The following is a 16,570-nucleotide window of genomic DNA, read 5'->3' as shown; positions in this document are numbered from 1 at the left end:
ATCAAGGACAACCCCCCATGACCCAGCCGAAATCGCGCCAGCCCGTCGTTCCCGGCTCGACCGGGACCTACGCGGTCCTGCCGCTGCGCGACATCGTGGTCTTCCCGCACATGATCGTGCCGCTCTTCGTCGGCCGCGAGAAGTCGATCCGGGCGCTCGAGGAGGCGGTGCGCGCCGACCGCCACATCCTGCTCGCCACCCAGGTCAACGCCACCGACGACGATCCGGCCACGGACGCGATCTACACGATCGGCACGCTGGCCTCGGTCCTTCAGCTGCTCAAGCTGCCCGACGGCACCGTCAAGGTGCTGGTCGAGGGCGGCGGCCGGGCGAAGATCCGCTCCTTCGTGCGCTCGGACGAGTACTACGCCGCCGATGCCGAGACCCTGCCCAACGACCTCGGCGACCGCATCGAGGCCGAGGCCCTGGCGCGCTCGGTGATCTCGGAGTTCGAGAACTACGTCAAGCTGAACAAGAAGATCTCGCCGGAGGTGGTGGCGGCGGTGATCCAGATTGACGAGCCCTCCAAGCTCGCCGACACGGTCGCGTCGCACCTCGCGGTCAAGATCTCCGACAAGCAGGCGATCCTGGAGATCCCGACCGTCGCCGAGCGGCTGGAGCGCGTGCTCTCGCTCATGGAGAGCGAGATCTCCGTGCTCCAGGTCGAGAAGCGCATCCGCACCCGCGTCAAGCGGCAGATGGAGAAGACCCAGCGCGAGTACTACCTGAATGAGCAGATGAAGGCCATTCAGAAGGAACTCGGCGACGAGGACGGCCGCGACGAGCTGGCCGAGCTCGAGGACAAGATCGAGAAGACCAAGCTGTCGAAGGAGGCTCGCGACAAGGCGATGGCGGAGCTGAAGAAGCTGCGCCAGATGTCGCCGATGTCGGCCGAGGCGACGGTGGTGCGCAACTACCTCGACTGGATGCTCGGCATCCCGTGGGGCAAGCGCTCGAAGATCAAGAAGGACCTCGTCGGCGCGCAGAACCTGCTCGATTCCGATCACTTCGGTCTCGACAAGGTCAAGGAGCGCATCGTCGAGTACCTCGCGGTCCAGCAGCGCGCCAACAAGCTCACCGGCCCGATCCTGTGCCTCGTCGGACCGCCCGGCGTCGGCAAGACCTCGCTCGGCAAGTCGATCGCCAAGGCCACGGGCCGCGAGTTCGTGCGCATGTCGCTCGGCGGCGTCCGCGACGAGGCCGAGATCCGCGGTCACCGGCGGACCTATATCGGCTCGATGCCCGGCAAGATCGTGCAGTCGATGCGCAAGGCCAAGACCTCGAACCCGCTCATCCTGCTCGATGAGATCGACAAGATGGGCATGGACTTCCGCGGCGACCCCTCCGCGGCGCTCCTCGAGGTGCTGGATCCCGAGCAGAACGCCACCTTCAACGACCATTACCTCGAGGTCGATTACGACCTGTCGAACGTGATGTTCGTGACGACGGCGAACACGCTCAACATCCCGCCGGCGCTCCTCGACCGCATGGAGGTGATCCGCATCGCCGGCTACACCGAGGAGGAGAAGGTCGAGATCGCCCGCCGCCACCTGATCCCGAACGCGCTGAAGAAGCACGGCCTCGCGGAGAAGGAGTGGTCGATCGATGACGACGGCCTGCTGCTGCTGATCCGCCGCTACACCCGCGAGGCGGGCGTGCGGAACCTGGAGCGCGAGCTGTCGAACCTGATCCGCAAGGCGGTCAAGGAGATCCTGATCTCCAAGGTCGCGGGCGTCGCGGTGACGGCCGAGAACCTCGACACCTTCCTGGGCCCGGCGCGGTTCCGCTACGGCGAGGTCGAGACGGACGACCAGGTCGGTGTGGTCACGGGTCTTGCCTGGACCGAGGTCGGGGGCGAACTGCTCACGATCGAGGGCGTGATGATGCCCGGCAAGGGCAAGATGACGGTCACCGGCAACCTGCGCGACGTGATGAAGGAATCGATCTCCGCGGCGGCCTCCTACGTCCGCTCGCGGGCGGTCGATTTCGGGGTCGAGCCGCCGATGTTCGACCGCCGGGACATCCACGTCCACGTGCCGGAGGGGGCGACCCCGAAGGACGGGCCCTCGGCCGGCATCGCCATGGCGACGGCGATCGTCTCCGTGGTCACGGGAATCCCGGTGCGGCGCGACATCGCCATGACCGGCGAGGTGACGCTGCGGGGCCGCGTCCTGCCGATCGGCGGGCTGAAGGAGAAGCTCCTGGCGGCGCTCCGGGGTGGCATCAAGACGGTGCTGATCCCCGAGGAGAACGCCAAGGACCTCGCCGACATCCCGGCGAGCGTGAAGAACGGTCTGGAGATCGTGCCGGTCTCGCGCATGGATCAAGTGCTGCAGAAGGCCCTGATCCGGCTGCCGGTCGCGATCGAGTGGGACGAGCGGATGGCGCCCGCCGCCCCGGCGCGGCCCGAGGACGATGCCTCGGGTGGGCTGGTGGCGCACTGACCCTGACCGGCGTGACGGCGTGAGAGAGGCCCCGGACGGCGACGTCCGGGGCCTTTCCTGTTGGAGGGTGGGATGGGGCCACGCCCGAACCCTCGCCCCTTTGCGCTGCCGTGTGCACATCTTTGTAGCCGGTTCATCATTGGACCGCTTCTGGAAGACACAACACTCCTCATGCTGAGGTGCGACCAAAGGGAGCCTCGAAGCACCCCTGACCGTCTATCCAAGAGAAACGTGCCTTGGATCCGCTGTTCCGGGGTGCTTCGAGGCTCCCTAAGGTCGCACCTCAGCATGAGGAGGGGGGTTTGTTGCCATGAGCCGGGTTTCAAGCTGTGGCTCACGATCACCTGACGGCATGAAATCAACCGAACTTCAGGTCGATCGCCGTCGATTGAGCGTTGCAATACCCTGCGCGCGATCGCGCAGCGGGTGCGGCCGAGGGATGACGGATCCGCTCGAAGTCTGATCCATCGGAACGATCATGTTTTCGATACGGAACATGTTTTCCTATACTGTGTGCGCACGGTAGCACCTCTGCGGGGAGGGTGGCCTGCGGGGCGGGCCGGCGCGGCGATCCTCCAGGGAGCACCCATCACGACGGGCCCGCTCTATCTTGAACCGGGGTTCCCCTCTCCCGCCCGGCTCCGCCGGGCACCCTCCCCCGCAGAGGGGGGAGGGCGGGGCGTCGCGAGGATGATCGAAGGGAAGTCACCGCTGCCACGACGCGATCGTGAGTCGTTCTCCTGGGCAATGTGCCTCGCGAGCTCTCGGCGCTGTCGACCTAACAAATCAATTGACAAAACCTTAACAGTGGCGCAACTTTACACTGCTCGGCGAACCGGTCGGGTTTCTTCTAAATGTCTATTTTGTATGATTTCACTTCGATCCAAAGCATGGATCATGGATTGGCAATCATCAAGTGCCCCTATTCGCTTGCAAATCCACATAAAAACTGGATCATTGTCAGTCCATCTGTGTCGGCGTGAGGCTGCATAACGTCCGTGAGGCGGCACGCAAGGGCATCGCGTCTCAGTTCACTCATGTGAGATCCACGAAATGGGGGGTCGTGATGCCGGACAAGACACTCCTGATCGGCGCGACGGCCGCGTTCCTGCTGATGATGGCGGTGGCGGTGGCCTGCGCCTGGCTCCAGGCGGGGGCCGCGGCGGAGTGGCTCGCGGCGGGCAATCCCCCGATCCCGACCACGCTATGGAAGGGGCCGAGCCGGCCGGATCTGGCGTACTTCCTGACCGTCGACGCGGCCATCGTGATGACGCTGCTGCTGATCCCCGCGATCGGCCTCCACCTCCTGCGCCGTGCGGGTGACCCGGGACCCGCCTGGCTGGTGGTCTGGACGCTGGCGCTCCTCGCCTTCCTGATCCACGCCGCGATCGGCACGGCCGGCGTGCTGCCGGGGCTGCGCGGCGTCTTCGACGATCCGGTGCGGCCGCCCCGCCTCCACCACCCCGTCGCGTCTAGCCTGCTCGCCCTCTGGTGGGGGCTCGACGTGGTGTTCGCGTGGCGCCTGCGGAAGCCCGGCCCCGTCGCGCAGGTCGTGCGGGGCATCCTGCACGCCCTCGTCCTCGGCGCCGCGCTGACGGTGACGCTCGTCGTCTCCGGTCGCGACGCCGTCCGCGCCGCGGGGCTCCTGCTCCTCGCCGGGACCCTGGCCGCCGTCGCCTACCGGATCGTGGTCCGTCCCTTCGACCCGGCCTCGGTTTCGGGCCGCGCCTATGTGGGGGCGTTCGAGGCGCTCAACCGCGTGGTGCCCTGGTACCGGCTGCCGACCCCGCTCGCGGTGCTGAACCTCGCGGGCCTGCGCGAGGTGCTGCGGCGCGACAACCTGCACGACACGTCGTCGATCCCGGTGACGAACCCCGCCGGCCTCTCGGCCCCCCACACCCTGGCCCCGGCCGACCTCGTCCAGCGCAACCTGGACGGCTACTTCAACGACCTCGCCAAGCCGGCGATGGGCTCGGCGAGCGATCCCGCGCTGGCCGACCACGAGAGCATGCACTTCACGGTGAGCAACCCGGGCGCCCGGTTCGGCCGCAACGTGCCCCTGGCCGAGGCCTTCCCGGAGGACGAGCAGGCCCTGCTGACCCCGAACCCGCGCCTGATCAGCAACGAGCTCCTCGCCCGGCGCGACCTGATCGAGGCGACCTCCCTGAATGTCCTGGCGGCGGCCTGGATCCAATTCCAGACGCACGACTGGTTCAACCACGGCGAGCCCCCGGCGGAGGACCCGTTCCGCATCGACGTGGCGCCCGGCGATCCCTGGGGCGCGGAGACGATGGCGGTGCGGCGCACGCGCCCCGACCCGACCCGGGACTACGCGGCCGAGCGCGCGGCGAATGGCGGGCGGCTGCGCGACCCGCCGACCTACGCCAACGCCGAGTCGCACTGGTGGGACGCCTCGCAGATCTACGGCAGCAACCGCGAGACCACGGCGCGGCTGCGCAGCGACTACCGGATCGTGGACGGCCGCCCCGTGCCGACCGGCGAGGCCCTTCCGGACGGCAAGCTCTACCTGCCCGAGGGCGACCTGATCCTCGATCCGGCGAGCCTCGACCCCAATGAGCGGGCGCTCACCGGCTTCTCCGGCAATTGGTGGGCGGGGCTGAGCCTGCTGCACACGCTCTTCGCGCGCGAGCACAACGCGATCTGCGACCACCTCCGGCCGCTCTATCCGGGCTGGGACAGCGACCGGCTGTTCGGCACTGCCCGGATGATCAACTCGGCCCTGATGGCCAAGATCCACACCGTGGAGTGGACGCCCGCGATCCTTTCGATGCCGGCGATCGAGACCGTGATGACGACCAACTGGTGGGGCCTGCAGGGCGAGCGGCTGCAGCGGGCCCTCGGCCGGATCGGCGACAACGAGGGCTTCTCCGGCATCCCGCTCTCGGGCGTGAACCACCACGGGGCGGATTACTGCCTGACCGAGGAGTTCGTCTCCGTCTACCGGCTGCACCCGCTGATGCGTGACGATCTCACGATCCGCTCGGCCGCCACCGGCGCCGACCTCGCGCGGATCGCCATGATGGATGGCCTCGTCGGCAACCTCGACCAGCTCACCGTGTTCCGGGATCCCCGCTGGGGCTTCGCCGACGTGCTCTACTCCTTCGGTGTCTCCCATCCGGGTGCCGTGACCCTGCACAACTACCCGGACTTCCTGCGGGCGCTGGTGCGGCCGGACGGGGAGCGGGTCGACCTCGCGACGATCGACATCCTGCGCGACCGGGAGCGCGGCGTGCCGCGCTACAACCGGTTCCGGGAGCTGTTCCACAAGGCGCCGATCCGCAGCTTCGACGAGTTGGAGAACCCCCTGCATCCGCGGCTGCCCGAGGCGCTGCGCCGGATCTACGGACAGACGGCGGGGCGCGACAACGTCGACCGCCTCGACCTCATGGTCGGGCTGTTCGCCGAGGTGGTGCCGCCCGGCTTCGGCTTCAGCGACACCGCCTTCCGGGTCTTCGTGCTGATGGCCTCGCGCCGCCTGAAGAGCGACCGCTTTATCGCCCGCGACTTCGTGCCGGAGGTCTACACGCAAGAGGGCATCGCCTGGGTCAACGGCAACAGCTTCGCCGGACTGATCCGGCGGCACTTTCCCGAACTGGCGCCGGCCCTCTACGGAGTGGAGAACGGCTTCAAGCCCTGGCGGCGAATCGGTTCGGCCTGAAAGCCGGGCTCAGCCGAGCAGCCCGGCGAGCACGCCCGGGATCAGCTCCGGCAGGTCCTCGGCGATCAGCCCCGGCCCGTGCCGGCCCCCCGCCTCCGCGTGCATCCACACCGCCGCGCAGGCCGCCTCGTAGGGCGGCATGCCCTGCGCCAGCAGCCCCGCGACGAAGCCGGTGAGCACGTCCCCGGAGCCCGCCGTGCCGAGCCAGGGCGTCCCGTTCCGGTTGATCGCCGCCCGCCCGTCCGGCGCCGCGATCACCGTGTCGGCGCCCTTGAACACCACGACGACCCCGAGGAAGGCCGAGGCCGCGCGGGCGCGCTCGAGCTTCGAGCCCTCGGGCACCGCCGCCACCCCGTCGAAGAGCCGCGCGAACTCGCCCGCATGCGGCGTCAGCACGGCCCGCGCCCCGCCCTCGCGCAGGTGCTGGGCGAGGTCGCCGGCCCGGCCCGCGAAGCTCGTGAGCGCGTCCGCGTCGAGGACGAGGCCGCGCCCGGCCTCCGCTGCCACCCGCACGATGTCGCGCGTCGCGCTCCCGGTCCCGAGTCCGGGACCCGCCGCGATGGCGTTGAGCCGCTCGTCGACCAGCATGTCCTCCAGGTCGTCCGCGCCGGTGACCGGCCGCAGCATGATCGCGGTCAGGTGGGCCGCGTTCTCGGCGAGCGCCGTCGGCGGCGAGGCGACCGTGACGAGCCCCGCCCCGATCCGCAGCGCCCCGCGGGCGGCGAGCCGCGCCGCGCCGGTCCGGGTCGCCGGGCCCGAGACCACGAGCGCGTGGCCGCGCGTGTATTTGTGGCTCGCCGCGGTGAGACGCGGCAGCGCCGCATCCCAGAGCGGCGGCGCGTTGGCGGCGATCATCCCGCCGATCCCGGCCACGATCGCGTCCGTGATGCCGATATCGGCGACGGTCACAGGCCCGCACAGCCCGCGCCCCGGCAGCAGCAGGTGGCCGGGCTTGAGCCGCACGAAGGTCACGGTCTCGGCGGCCTGGATCGCCGTCCCCCGGGGCGCGCCGGTATCGCCGTCGAGGCCGGAGGGCACGTCGACCGCGAGCACCGGGATCCCGGAGGCGTTGACCCGCTCGACCAGCGCCCGGGCCGCCCCGTCGAGGGGCCGCGTCAGGCCGGCGCCGAACAGCGCGTCGACCACGAGGTCGTGCCCGGCCGGGTCCGCCCGCGCGGCATCCGCCACCGGGCCGGTCCAGGACGCGGCGGCCGCGGCGGCGTCGCCCTTGAGGGCGTCGCGGGACCCGAGCAGCGCCACCGCGACCTGCCGGCCCGCCGCCGCGAGGTCCGCCGCCGCCACGAAGCCGTCGCCGCCGTTGTTGCCGGGCCCGCACAGGACCAGCACCCGGGCGCCCCCCGGAATGCGCGCGAGCGCCCGGGCCGCCACCGCCGCGCCCGCCCTCCGCATCAGCGTGAACCCGTCGGTGCCGGCCGCGATCGCGGCCGCGTCGGCCCGGCGCATCTCGGCATTGGTCAGCAGCTCGGTGGTCGCCATCGCCTCTCCTCGATTCCGGGCCGGTCTCGGGACGCGGCAGCTGCACGACAATCGCGCAGGGCGCGCCCATTCCGCGGGCGTTTCTCGCAGCGCACCCCGGAAATCCTCGTGGCGGTCGCCGCACTGCGATGGTAGGAATGCGGCTGGAACCGTTGCAGAACCAGGCCCGCTCGGCATGAAGAAGATCGAAGCGATCATCAAGCCCTTCAAGCTCGACGAGGTGAAGGAAGCCCTCCAGGAGGTCGGCCTCCAGGGGATTACGGTGATCGAGGCGAAGGGATTCGGCCGGCAGAAGGGGCATACCGAGCTCTACCGCGGCGCGGAATACGTGGTTGATTTCCTCCCCAAGGTGAAGCTGGAGATCGTGCTGCCCGACCACCTCGTGGACGGGGCGGTTGACGCGATCCGGAAATCCGCGCAGACCGGCCGCATCGGCGACGGAAAGATCTTCGTGTCGTCGATCGAGGAGGCCATCCGGATCCGCACGGGCGAAACGGGCGCCGACGCGATCTGAGTTCCCCGTCCGCCTGACCTCCTCCGGCATCTCAAGGCCGCGGCCGCCCGGCGGACCGCGGCTTCGTCACGGCCGCGCGCCGGCTCTAGGAAGGGGTCCAAAGGGAATGGCCAAGACTGCCACGGAAGTCCTGAAGGAGATCAAGGACAACGACGTTAAGTACGTCGACTTCCGCTTCACCGATCCGCGCGGCAAGTGGCAGCACGTCACCTTCGACGTGTCGCTCGTGGACGAGGACATCTTCGCGGAAGGCACGATGTTCGACGGCTCCTCGATCGCCGGCTGGAAGGCGATCAACGAGTCGGACATGCTGCTGATGCCCGACCCGGCGACGGCCTGCATGGATCCGTTCTTCTCGGCCGCGACGATGTCGATCGTCTGCGACGTGCTGGAGCCCTCCACGGGCGAGCCCTACGGCCGCGACCCGCGCAGCATCGCCAAGAAGGCCGAGGCCTTCGTGAAGGCGAGCGGCGTCGGCGACACCGTCTTCGTCGGCCCCGAGGCCGAGTTCTTCGTGTTCGACGACGTGCGCTTCTCGGCGGATCCCTACAACACCGGCTTCAAGCTCGACTCGATCGAGCTGCCGAGCAACGGCCAGACCGAGTACGAGGGCGGCAACCTCGGCCACCGGATCCAGACCAAGGGCGGCTACTTCCCGGTCCCGCCGCAGGATTCGGCGCAGGACATGCGCGGCGAAATGCTGGCCGCCATGCAGTCCATGGGCGTCAAGGTCGAGAAGCACCACCACGAGGTGGCGTCGGCCCAGCACGAACTCGGCATGAAGTTCGACACGCTGACGCTGATGGCCGACCAGATGCAGATCTACAAGTACTGCATCCACAACGTCGCCCAGAGCTACGGCAAGTCCGCGACCTTCATGCCGAAGCCGGTCTACGGCGATAACGGCTCGGGCATGCACGTCCACCAGTCGATCTGGAAGGAAGGCAAGCCGCTGTTCGCGGGCAACAAGTACGCCGACCTGTCGCAGGAGTGCCTCTGGTACATCGGCGGCATCATCAAGCACGCCAAGGCGCTCAACGCCTTCACCAATCCGTCGACGAACTCGTACAAGCGGCTGGTGCCGGGCTACGAGGCGCCGGTGCTGCTGGCCTACTCGGCCCGCAACCGCTCGGCCTCCTGCCGCATCCCGTGGACGACCTCGCCGAAGGCCAAGCGCGTCGAGGTCCGTTTCCCCGACCCGATGGCGAATCCCTACCTCGCCTTCGCGGCCATGCTGATGGCGGGCCTCGACGGGATCGCCAACAAGATCGATCCCGGTCCGGCCATGGACAAGGACCTCTACGACCTGCCCCCGGCGGAGCTGAAGGAGATCCCGACCGTGTGCGGTTCGCTGCGTGAGGCGCTGAGCTCGCTCGATGCCGACCGCGAGTTCCTCAAGGCTGGCGGCGTCTTCAACGACGACTTCATCGACTCGTTCATCGAGCTGAAGATGACCGAGGTGCTGCGCTTCGAGATGACGCCGCACCCGATCGAGTTCGTGCACTACTACTCGCTCTGAGCAGGTAGGACGGTAGATTGGGAAGGGGGCCGGAGCGATCCGGTCCCTTTTTTCTAGTCTCAGCCATCTCGCATCGTCTCCCTCCCCCCTCTGCGGGGGAGGGTGCCCCACGGAGTGGGGCGGGAGAGGGGAACCGCGCTTCAGGATGGAACTCAACGGCGGGTGAACGGCGCTCGCTGAAGGATCGTCGCGCCGGCCCCTCTCCCGGCTCGCTCCGCTCGCCACCCTCCCCCGCAGAGGGGGGAGGGTGAGGCAGCGTACAGCCGCTCTAATGCGCCTCCACCGGCCCGCCCGCCCGCGCCGGCTTCTTGAGCAGGGCCACCACCGCCAGGCTCAGCACGAGGCTCACCCCCACCAGCCAGAACCCGTCCGCGTAGGCCATCACGGTCGCCTCGCGGCGCACCTGCTGGGCGAGCATGCCGATCGCCGCGCTCTTCGCGGCCACCGGGTCGGGCATGCGCGCATGCAGCCCCGCCGCCAGCATCGCGAGATGGTCCTGCGTGCGGGTGGCGTTGCGGGTGATCGCCTCGGCGAGCACCGAGAAGTGCAGGTGCTCGCGCCGGTCGATCATCGTCGAGAGCATCGCGATGCCGATCGAGCCGCCGAGGTTGCGCATCATGTTCGACAGGGCCGAGGCGTCCGCCGTGTCGCGCGGCGCGAGCCCCGCCGTCGAGAGCTGCGAGAGCGGGATGGTGAAGAGCGGCTGGCCGATCGCCCGCATCAGCTGCGGCAGGATCAGCTGGTCCATCCCGACATCGTGGGTCAGCCCGACATTGATCCAGCAGCTCGCGATGAAGAACAGCGTGCCGGTCACCACCAGCAACCGGGCGTCGACGGCCCGCATGATCAGCGGCATCGCCGGAAACAGAATCAGCTGCGGCAGGCCCGACCACATCACCACGGTGCCGATCTGCTGGGCGTTGTAGCCCTGGATCTGGGCGCAGTAGAGCGGGATGATGTAGATCGAACCGTACGAGACGGCCCCGAGCACGGTCATCAGCAGGCAGGCGCCGCCGACCGAGCGGTTCCCCAGCACGCGCAGGTTGATGAAGGGCCGGGCCGCGGTCAGCTCGCGGATGATGAAGCCCACGATTCCCGAAGCCGCGATCAGCGCGGCGTCCACGATCACCGGTGAGCCGAACCAGTCCTTGCGCTGCCCCTCCTCCAGCACGAAGGTCAGGGCCGGCAGGCCCGTCGCCATCAGGCCGATGCCGAGCCAGTCGCCCTTGAGGAGTTCGCTCCAGCGCGCCGGCACGGGGTCGAAGGCCGAGAGCTGGATCGCCACCGCCACCGGCCCGAACAGCAGGTTCAGGTAGAAGATGTAGTGCCAGGACAGGTTGTCGGTGAGGTAGCCGCCCACCGTCGGGCCGATCGCCGGCGCGAAGGTGGCGGTGAGCCCGAACAGGGCGATTCCCACCGCCTGCTGCGCCCGCGGCAGCCGCGTGCGCACGATCACGATCGCGGTCGGGATCAGCACGCCGCCGGTGAAGCCCTGGCCGGCCCGGAACAGGATCATCTGCGGCAGGCTGGTCGAGAGCGCGCAGGCCACCGAGAAGGCGATGAACAGCATCGTGTTCGTCGCGAGGTAGCGGCGCAGGCCGACCACCGAGGACAGCCAGCCGGTGAGCGGGATCACGATGATCTCCGCCATCAGGTAGGCGGTGGAGATCCAGCTCCCCTCCTCCGCCGAGGCGCCGAGCGCGCCCTGGATGTCGGCGAGCGAGGAGTTGGTGATCTGGATGTCGAGGATGGCCGTGAAGGCGCCGAGGATCGCCCCGAACACCGCCAGCCAGTCGCGGGTGCTCGCCCGCGCCGGCACACCCGCCGCCGAGTCGCTCACTGGTCGAGGGCCTGCGCGACCCGCGGCGCCGTCTCGATCCGGCCGCGCGTGTGCACCGTCGCCTCCACCGAGAGGCCGGGCCGCAGCCGCGCCAGCAACGGGTCGTCGTCGAGGGCGACGCGCACCGGCACGCGCTGCACGATCTTGGTGAAGTTGCCGGTGGCGTTCTCGGGCGGCAGCAGGGCGAATTGCGAGCCGGTGCCCGGGGCGAAGCTCTCGACGCGGCCTGCGAAGACGTGGTCGCCGAAGGCGTCGACCGTGAAACTCACCCGCTGGCCCTCGGCCATCGCGCCGACCTGCGTCTCCTTGAAATTCGCCACGAGGTAGATGTCGCGGCCCATCGGCACCAGGGTGAGGAGCCCGGTCCCGGCGGAGACGAACTGCCCGACCCGGAGGGAGCGGTCGCCGACCACGCCGGCGATCGGTGCCGTGATCGTCGCGTAGGAGAGGGTCAGCCGCGCCTGCTCGACCTTGGCCTGCGCGCCCTCCAGGCTCGCGCGGGCGCTGGTCTCCAGGGCCCGGAAGCTCTCCACCTGCTTCTGCGCCGCGTCGAGGGAGGCCGCGGACTTGTCGCGGGCGGCCCTGCGCTGGCGGAGATCCGCGTCCGCCTGCTGCTGGCGTTGCACCGTGCCGGAGCCCGTCTTCATCAGGTCCTGGTAGCGGGTGTATTCCTGCTGCGAGAAGGTCAGCGCCGCCTCCGCGTTGACGAGGTCGGCCCGGGCCGAGGCCACCTGCGCCTGCTGCTGCAGGATCGCCGCCGCGAAGCCGAGGAGCTGCGCCCGGTTCTTCTCGACCTCGGCCTCCGCCTGCTTGAGGGCGACCCGGACCTCGCGATCGTCCAGCCGGGCGACGACGGCGCCGGCCTTCACCGCCTGGTTGTCGCCGACCAGCACTTCGGCCACGTATCCGGCGACGCGCGGCGCCACCGTCACCTTGTCGGCCTGCAGATAGGCGTCGTCGGTGGTCTCGAGGAACCGCCCGATCGTCCACCAGTGCCAGCCATAGGCACCGGCGCTCGCCAGGATGAGGAGCACGAGGAGCGGAAGAACCAGGCGCCGGCGGCGGCGCGGAGGTGGGGCCGCTCCCGGGGCGACGGGCGTGGCGGTCTCGAAGCTTTCGGTGCGCCGGGCGTCCATGGGTGGCCAGAATCAAAACGATACGGTATCGTTTTAATAAGCGGGGAGATCGAGGGTGGCAAGGAGTCTCTCGGGATGACGAACGAGGTGCTGGACCCGCCCGGTGACGTGCGGCGGGGACGCGGCGGGCGGCCGACGCGCGAGGAGGCGGCGCTGCGCGATGCCCGGATCGTGGCGGTCGCGACGCAGCTCTTCATGGAACGCGGCTTCGACGGGACCTCGATCGACGCGGTGGCCGAGGCGGCGGGTGTGAGCAAGCCGACCGTTTACGGGCGCTACGCCGACAAGCGCGCCCTGTTCGCGGCGGTGGTGCGCCAACGCATCGAGGAGTGGCTGGCACCGCTGTCGGCGGCGGCCGAGGCGCTGGCGCAGCAGGCCGGCCCGGCCGACGTGGAGAGTGCGCTGCACGACCTCAGCCGGACCCTCCTCGCCCATGCGAGCAATACGGGAGCGGACGCGCTCAAGCGCTGCATCGTCGCGCAGGCCATGCAGTTTCCCGATATCGCGCGGCTCGCCCACGAGGAGGGATGGCTGCGCGGGGTACGGGCGGTCGGCGCGCTGCTCCAGGGCTTCGCCGACCGGGGCCAGATCCTGGTTGACGATCCGGAGATTGCCGCCGACCTGTTCCTGAACCTCGTGCTGGGCCGCGACTCGCGGCTGGCGCTCTACGGCATCCACCCCGATCCGGAAACGCGGGAGCGGCGGCGGCAGGCCGCCGTGACGCTGTTCCTGAATGGGGTGCGGGCGCGGCAGGACATCGCGACGCTTGATCAAGTCCCATGAGGCTGAAGACCGACAGGTCTCATCCCGCCAGGCGGTGGTGAGCTGCCGTCGCAGACCCGCGTTCTGGCGATAAACTCACGTCCTCATGCTGAGGTGCGACCGCAGGGAGCCTCGAAGCACCGCAGAACAAGGTATCCAAGCAGCCGTTGTCTTGGATCTCTGGTCTGGCGTGCTTCGAGGCCGCTGCGCGGCACCTCAGCATGAGGGGTGTCGTGCGCTCCAGACGCGTCTGGGGGCTCATGCGGAAGCAGGAGCATCGCCTCTCTCCTTCCCGGGCAACCTTGCCGCGGGGGGAAAGCCGACCCTCCCCCCTCAGTTGTTCTTCTTCGCCCCGTTCGCCTTGGCGGCCACGGCCTTCGGCTTCTCGGCCTTCTTGCCCTTCTCGGCGTGTTTCGGCGCGGGCTTCGCGACCGCATTCGCACCCTTGGCGTCGCTGATCACCGTCGTCGTGCGGGGCGCCGCGGCGTAGGCGGAGGCGGCGGCCGGGGCCGCGCCGCGGCTGCGGGCGAGGAGCTTCGGCTGCGGCACCGTCGCGCCGCTCGCCGCGATGGCGCGGCTCGGGGCCGGCGCGTGTTTCACCCGGGCGGCCCGCACGCGGGGCGCGCGCCGGGCGGCCTTCGCGTCCTCGTCCGCGGCCGCCAGGGCGGCGCCCTCGGCCGGGTCGCGGCCGATCCAGACCAGGACCGGCTGCAGGGGCGCACGGGGCGGCAGCGTCCGCCCCTTCAGCGCCGCGCTGCTCATCGTCGCGAAGGCGAGCGTCGCGGAGGGCGGGGCCGCCGCGCCCAGCAGCTGCGCCGCGGTGGTGTCGTTGTTCGAGCTCGCCGTCACGGCCGAGGAATCCGCGTCCGTCGGCATCGGCTTGCGGCTGTCGCAGACGTAGGGGCGTATGTCGGGCGGGGCCGGCATCTGCGAGGCCGGCAGGTCGGAGAGCTGGGTCCCGCCCCAGCCGTTCTGGCCGAAGCCGTAATCGAGGAGGTCGGCGGCCTTGATGTCGCGCTCGCGGGCGCTGGGCTGGCCCATCACCACGGTGATGATCCGCCGCCCGTTGCGGGTCGCGCTCGCAACCACGTTGAAGCCGCCCGCGCAGATGAAGCCGGTCTTCATGCCGTCGACGCCGGCGTAGCGGCCGAGCAGCCCGTTGTGGTTCGGCATCACGGCGCGGCCGAACTGGATGGCCGAGATCGAGAACAGGTCCCGGTGATCGGGGAAATCGCGCAGAAGCGCCCGCCCGAGGGTCGCCATGTCCCGCGCCGAGGTCCATTGCCGGGGGTCCGGCAGGCCGTTCGGGTTGTACCAGTGGCTGTCGCGCATGCCGAGGCGCTGGGCGGTGTCGTTCATCAATGCGGCGAAGCCGTCGATCGAGCCGCCGAGATTCTCGCCGATGGCCCAGGCGATGTCGTTGGCCGACTTCACCATGATGATCTTCAGGGCGTTGTCGAGGGTGAGCTGCGTGCCCGGCTTGAAGCCCATTTTGGAGGGCGGCTCCGCCGCCGCGTCGGCCGAGATGGTGATGAGCTGGTCCAGCGAAACCCGGCCCTGGCGGACCATGTCGAGGGCGACGTAGGTGGTCATGAGCTTGGTGATCGAGGCCGGGTACCAGGGATCGGTCGCGGCCTGGCTGTACAGCACCTTCCCGGAATCGACGTCGACCACCAGCATCGGCTGGGTGACGGCGCCGGCGGCACCGGCGGCCAGCAGGCCGGCCAACCCCACGAGACGCCCGAAAAGCCGCGCGAGCGGGGCAGGTTTCATCATCACTCGCATCCCCGTCGGGCCGATCCCGCCGCGCGCCGCCCCCGGCGCGCCGTCCCCGAAACCGCGCCCATGATCTGACATTCGATGGCCGATCGACCTGGAGTGTAGGGCACACGCGCGGCCTTTGACAGCGCCGCGCTCCCCGGCATCAACGCGGGATCCGTGGCGGCAGCAAGGCAGAGCGTTCCTGTCGCGGAATGTCCACACGGGGCGGCATGGCCGCTGCGTCTCGGGATGCGGTTGCGCGATCCCGCCCCCATCTGGCAGGGCGGATGCGCCCGGACGGAGCCGGGCCCGGAGTCCCGATGAGCTACGCCGTCAAGGAGATCTTCCACACCCTCCAGGGCGAGGGCGCCCAGGCCGGGCGCGCCGCCGTGTTCTGCCGCTTTGCCGGCTGCAACCTGTGGAGCGGACGCGAGGCGGACCGGGCCTCGGCGGTCTGCCGCTTCTGCGACACGGATTTCGTCGGCACCGACGGCGAGGGCGGCGGGCGCTTCGCGGATGCCGAGGCCCTCGCGGACGCGGTCGCGGCGGCCTGGGAGGGCGGTCCCGAGGGCCGCTACGTCGTGTTCACGGGCGGCGAGCCCCTGCTCCAGGTCGATGCACCCCTGCTCGCGGCCATCCGCGGCCGGGGCTTCACCACCGCCGTCGAGACCAACGGCACCCAGGACGCGCCGGAGGGGCTCGACTGGATCTGCGTCAGCCCGAAGGCGGGCGCCCCGTTGCGCCTCACGCGCGGCGACGAACTCAAGCTCGTCTATCCGCAGGCCGGCCTCCTGCCCGAAGACGTCTCCGGGCTCGCCTTCCGACACTTCTTCCTGCAGCCCATGGACGGGCCGGACCGGGCCGCTCACACGCGGGCGGCCGTGGAGTATTGTCGGCGCAACGCCCGCTGGCGGCTCAGCCTGCAGACCCACAAGATCATCGGGATCCCCTGAGGGAGCGACCCTGCGCGGCGGGCGGTTCCGGTCCGCCCCCACCGGGTGCTATGGGGCCTCATCCGCGCTTGCCCGAGAGCGCCCCCGCCTCGCCCCGACGATTGCCATGAAGATCACGCAGGCCTTCACCTTCGAGGCCGCCCACTGGCTGCCGAACGTCCCCGAGACCCATCGCTGCCGCCGCATGCACGGCCATTCCTACCGGGTGGAACTCACCCTGGACGGGCCGGTGGATCCGCGCACCGGCTGGGTGGTGGACTTCTTCGACGTGGAGAGCGCCTTCGCGCCGCTCCTCGCGGAACTCGACCATCACTGCCTCAACGACGTGCCCGGCCTCGAGAATCCGACCGCGGAGCACATCGCGCTCTGGATCTGGACCCGTGCGCGCCCCGCCCTCCCCGCTCTCGCGGCCGTGCGGGTCTACGAGACGCCAATGTCCTGGGCCGAGTACACGGGCGCCTGAGG

At 69.9% G+C, this 16,570-nt stretch carries 11 protein-coding genes; 7 read left to right on the top strand and 4 right to left on the bottom strand.

The window, feature by feature from the left end; genetic code table 11:
• Positions 1–17: 17 nt before the first annotated feature.
• Together lon and ACW9J6_RS20660 are read left to right on the top strand one after the other, a co-directional pair.
• Positions 18–2,444: an endopeptidase La gene (gene lon / locus ACW9J6_RS20665; protein ID WP_457118389.1), complete on the top strand. Its 2,427-nt coding sequence runs from the start codon at positions 18–20 to the stop codon at positions 2,442–2,444.
• Between the two features lie 1,066 nt (positions 2,445–3,510).
• Positions 3,511–6,123 (top strand): peroxidase family protein, encoded by a 2,613-nt coding sequence (locus ACW9J6_RS20660; RefSeq protein WP_457118388.1) that lies wholly within the window; start codon positions 3,511–3,513, stop codon positions 6,121–6,123.
• Positions 6,124–6,132: 9 nt separating this feature from the next.
• On the opposite strand, the gene ACW9J6_RS20655 is transcribed toward ACW9J6_RS20660, so the two are convergent.
• Positions 6,133–7,620 carry an NAD(P)H-hydrate dehydratase gene (locus ACW9J6_RS20655; RefSeq protein ID WP_457118387.1) on the bottom strand — a complete coding sequence of 496 codons (1,488 nt, stop codon included), beginning with the start codon at positions 7,618–7,620 and terminating at the stop codon, positions 6,133–6,135.
• A gap of 175 nt (positions 7,621–7,795) precedes the next feature.
• Here ACW9J6_RS20655 and ACW9J6_RS20650 point away from each other — a divergent pair, with 175 nt between their 5' ends.
• Both ACW9J6_RS20650 and glnA read left to right on the top strand, forming a co-directional pair.
• Positions 7,796–8,134 (top strand): P-II family nitrogen regulator, encoded by a 339-nt coding sequence (locus ACW9J6_RS20650; RefSeq protein ID WP_012336219.1) that lies wholly within the window; start codon positions 7,796–7,798, stop codon positions 8,132–8,134.
• A 106-nt stretch (positions 8,135–8,240) separates the two neighbouring features.
• On the top strand, positions 8,241–9,653 hold the full coding sequence (glnA, locus tag ACW9J6_RS20645) for a type I glutamate--ammonia ligase (protein ID WP_457118386.1): 1,413 nt from the start codon (positions 8,241–8,243) through the stop codon (positions 9,651–9,653).
• A gap of 268 nt (positions 9,654–9,921) precedes the next feature.
• On the opposite strand, the gene ACW9J6_RS20640 is transcribed toward glnA, so the two are convergent.
• Together ACW9J6_RS20640 and ACW9J6_RS20635 are read right to left on the bottom strand one after the other, a co-directional pair.
• Positions 9,922–11,493, bottom strand: a complete 1,572-nt coding sequence (locus ACW9J6_RS20640) for a DHA2 family efflux MFS transporter permease subunit (protein ID WP_457118385.1) — start codon at positions 11,491–11,493, stop codon at positions 9,922–9,924.
• Positions 11,490–12,629, bottom strand: coding sequence for an HlyD family secretion protein (locus ACW9J6_RS20635; RefSeq protein WP_457118384.1), 1,140 nt, complete (start codon positions 12,627–12,629; stop codon positions 11,490–11,492). Before ACW9J6_RS20635 ends, ACW9J6_RS20640 begins: the two co-directional genes overlap by 4 nt.
• Positions 12,630–12,704: 75 nt before the next feature.
• Here ACW9J6_RS20635 and ACW9J6_RS20630 point away from each other — a divergent pair, with 75 nt between their 5' ends.
• Positions 12,705–13,412, top strand: coding sequence for a TetR/AcrR family transcriptional regulator (locus ACW9J6_RS20630; protein WP_457118383.1), 708 nt, complete (start codon positions 12,705–12,707; stop codon positions 13,410–13,412).
• Positions 13,413–13,724: 312 nt separating this feature from the next.
• Here the strand turns inward: ACW9J6_RS20630 and ACW9J6_RS20625 are convergent, their stop codons facing one another.
• Positions 13,725–15,167, bottom strand: coding sequence for a D-alanyl-D-alanine carboxypeptidase family protein (locus ACW9J6_RS20625; RefSeq protein ID WP_457118382.1), 1,443 nt, complete (start codon positions 15,165–15,167; stop codon positions 13,725–13,727).
• Positions 15,168–15,472: 305 nt separating this feature from the next.
• On the opposite strand from ACW9J6_RS20625, the gene queE reads away from it, so the two are divergent.
• Entirely contained in the window at positions 15,473–16,105 is a 633-nt protein-coding gene (gene queE / locus ACW9J6_RS20620; protein WP_457118381.1) for a 7-carboxy-7-deazaguanine synthase, read from the top strand.
• A gap of 106 nt (positions 16,106–16,211) precedes the next feature.
• A complete protein-coding gene (gene queD, locus ACW9J6_RS20615; RefSeq protein ID WP_457118380.1) occupies positions 16,212–16,568 on the top strand; it encodes a 6-carboxytetrahydropterin synthase QueD in 357 nt (118 codons plus the stop codon).
• Positions 16,569–16,570: the final 2 nt, after the last annotated feature.

This window comes from Methylobacterium sp. JK268 (assembly GCF_054052225.1).
Note: the sequence above shows the minus strand (reverse complement) of the source record. Positions and strands in the feature narration are given on the sequence as shown.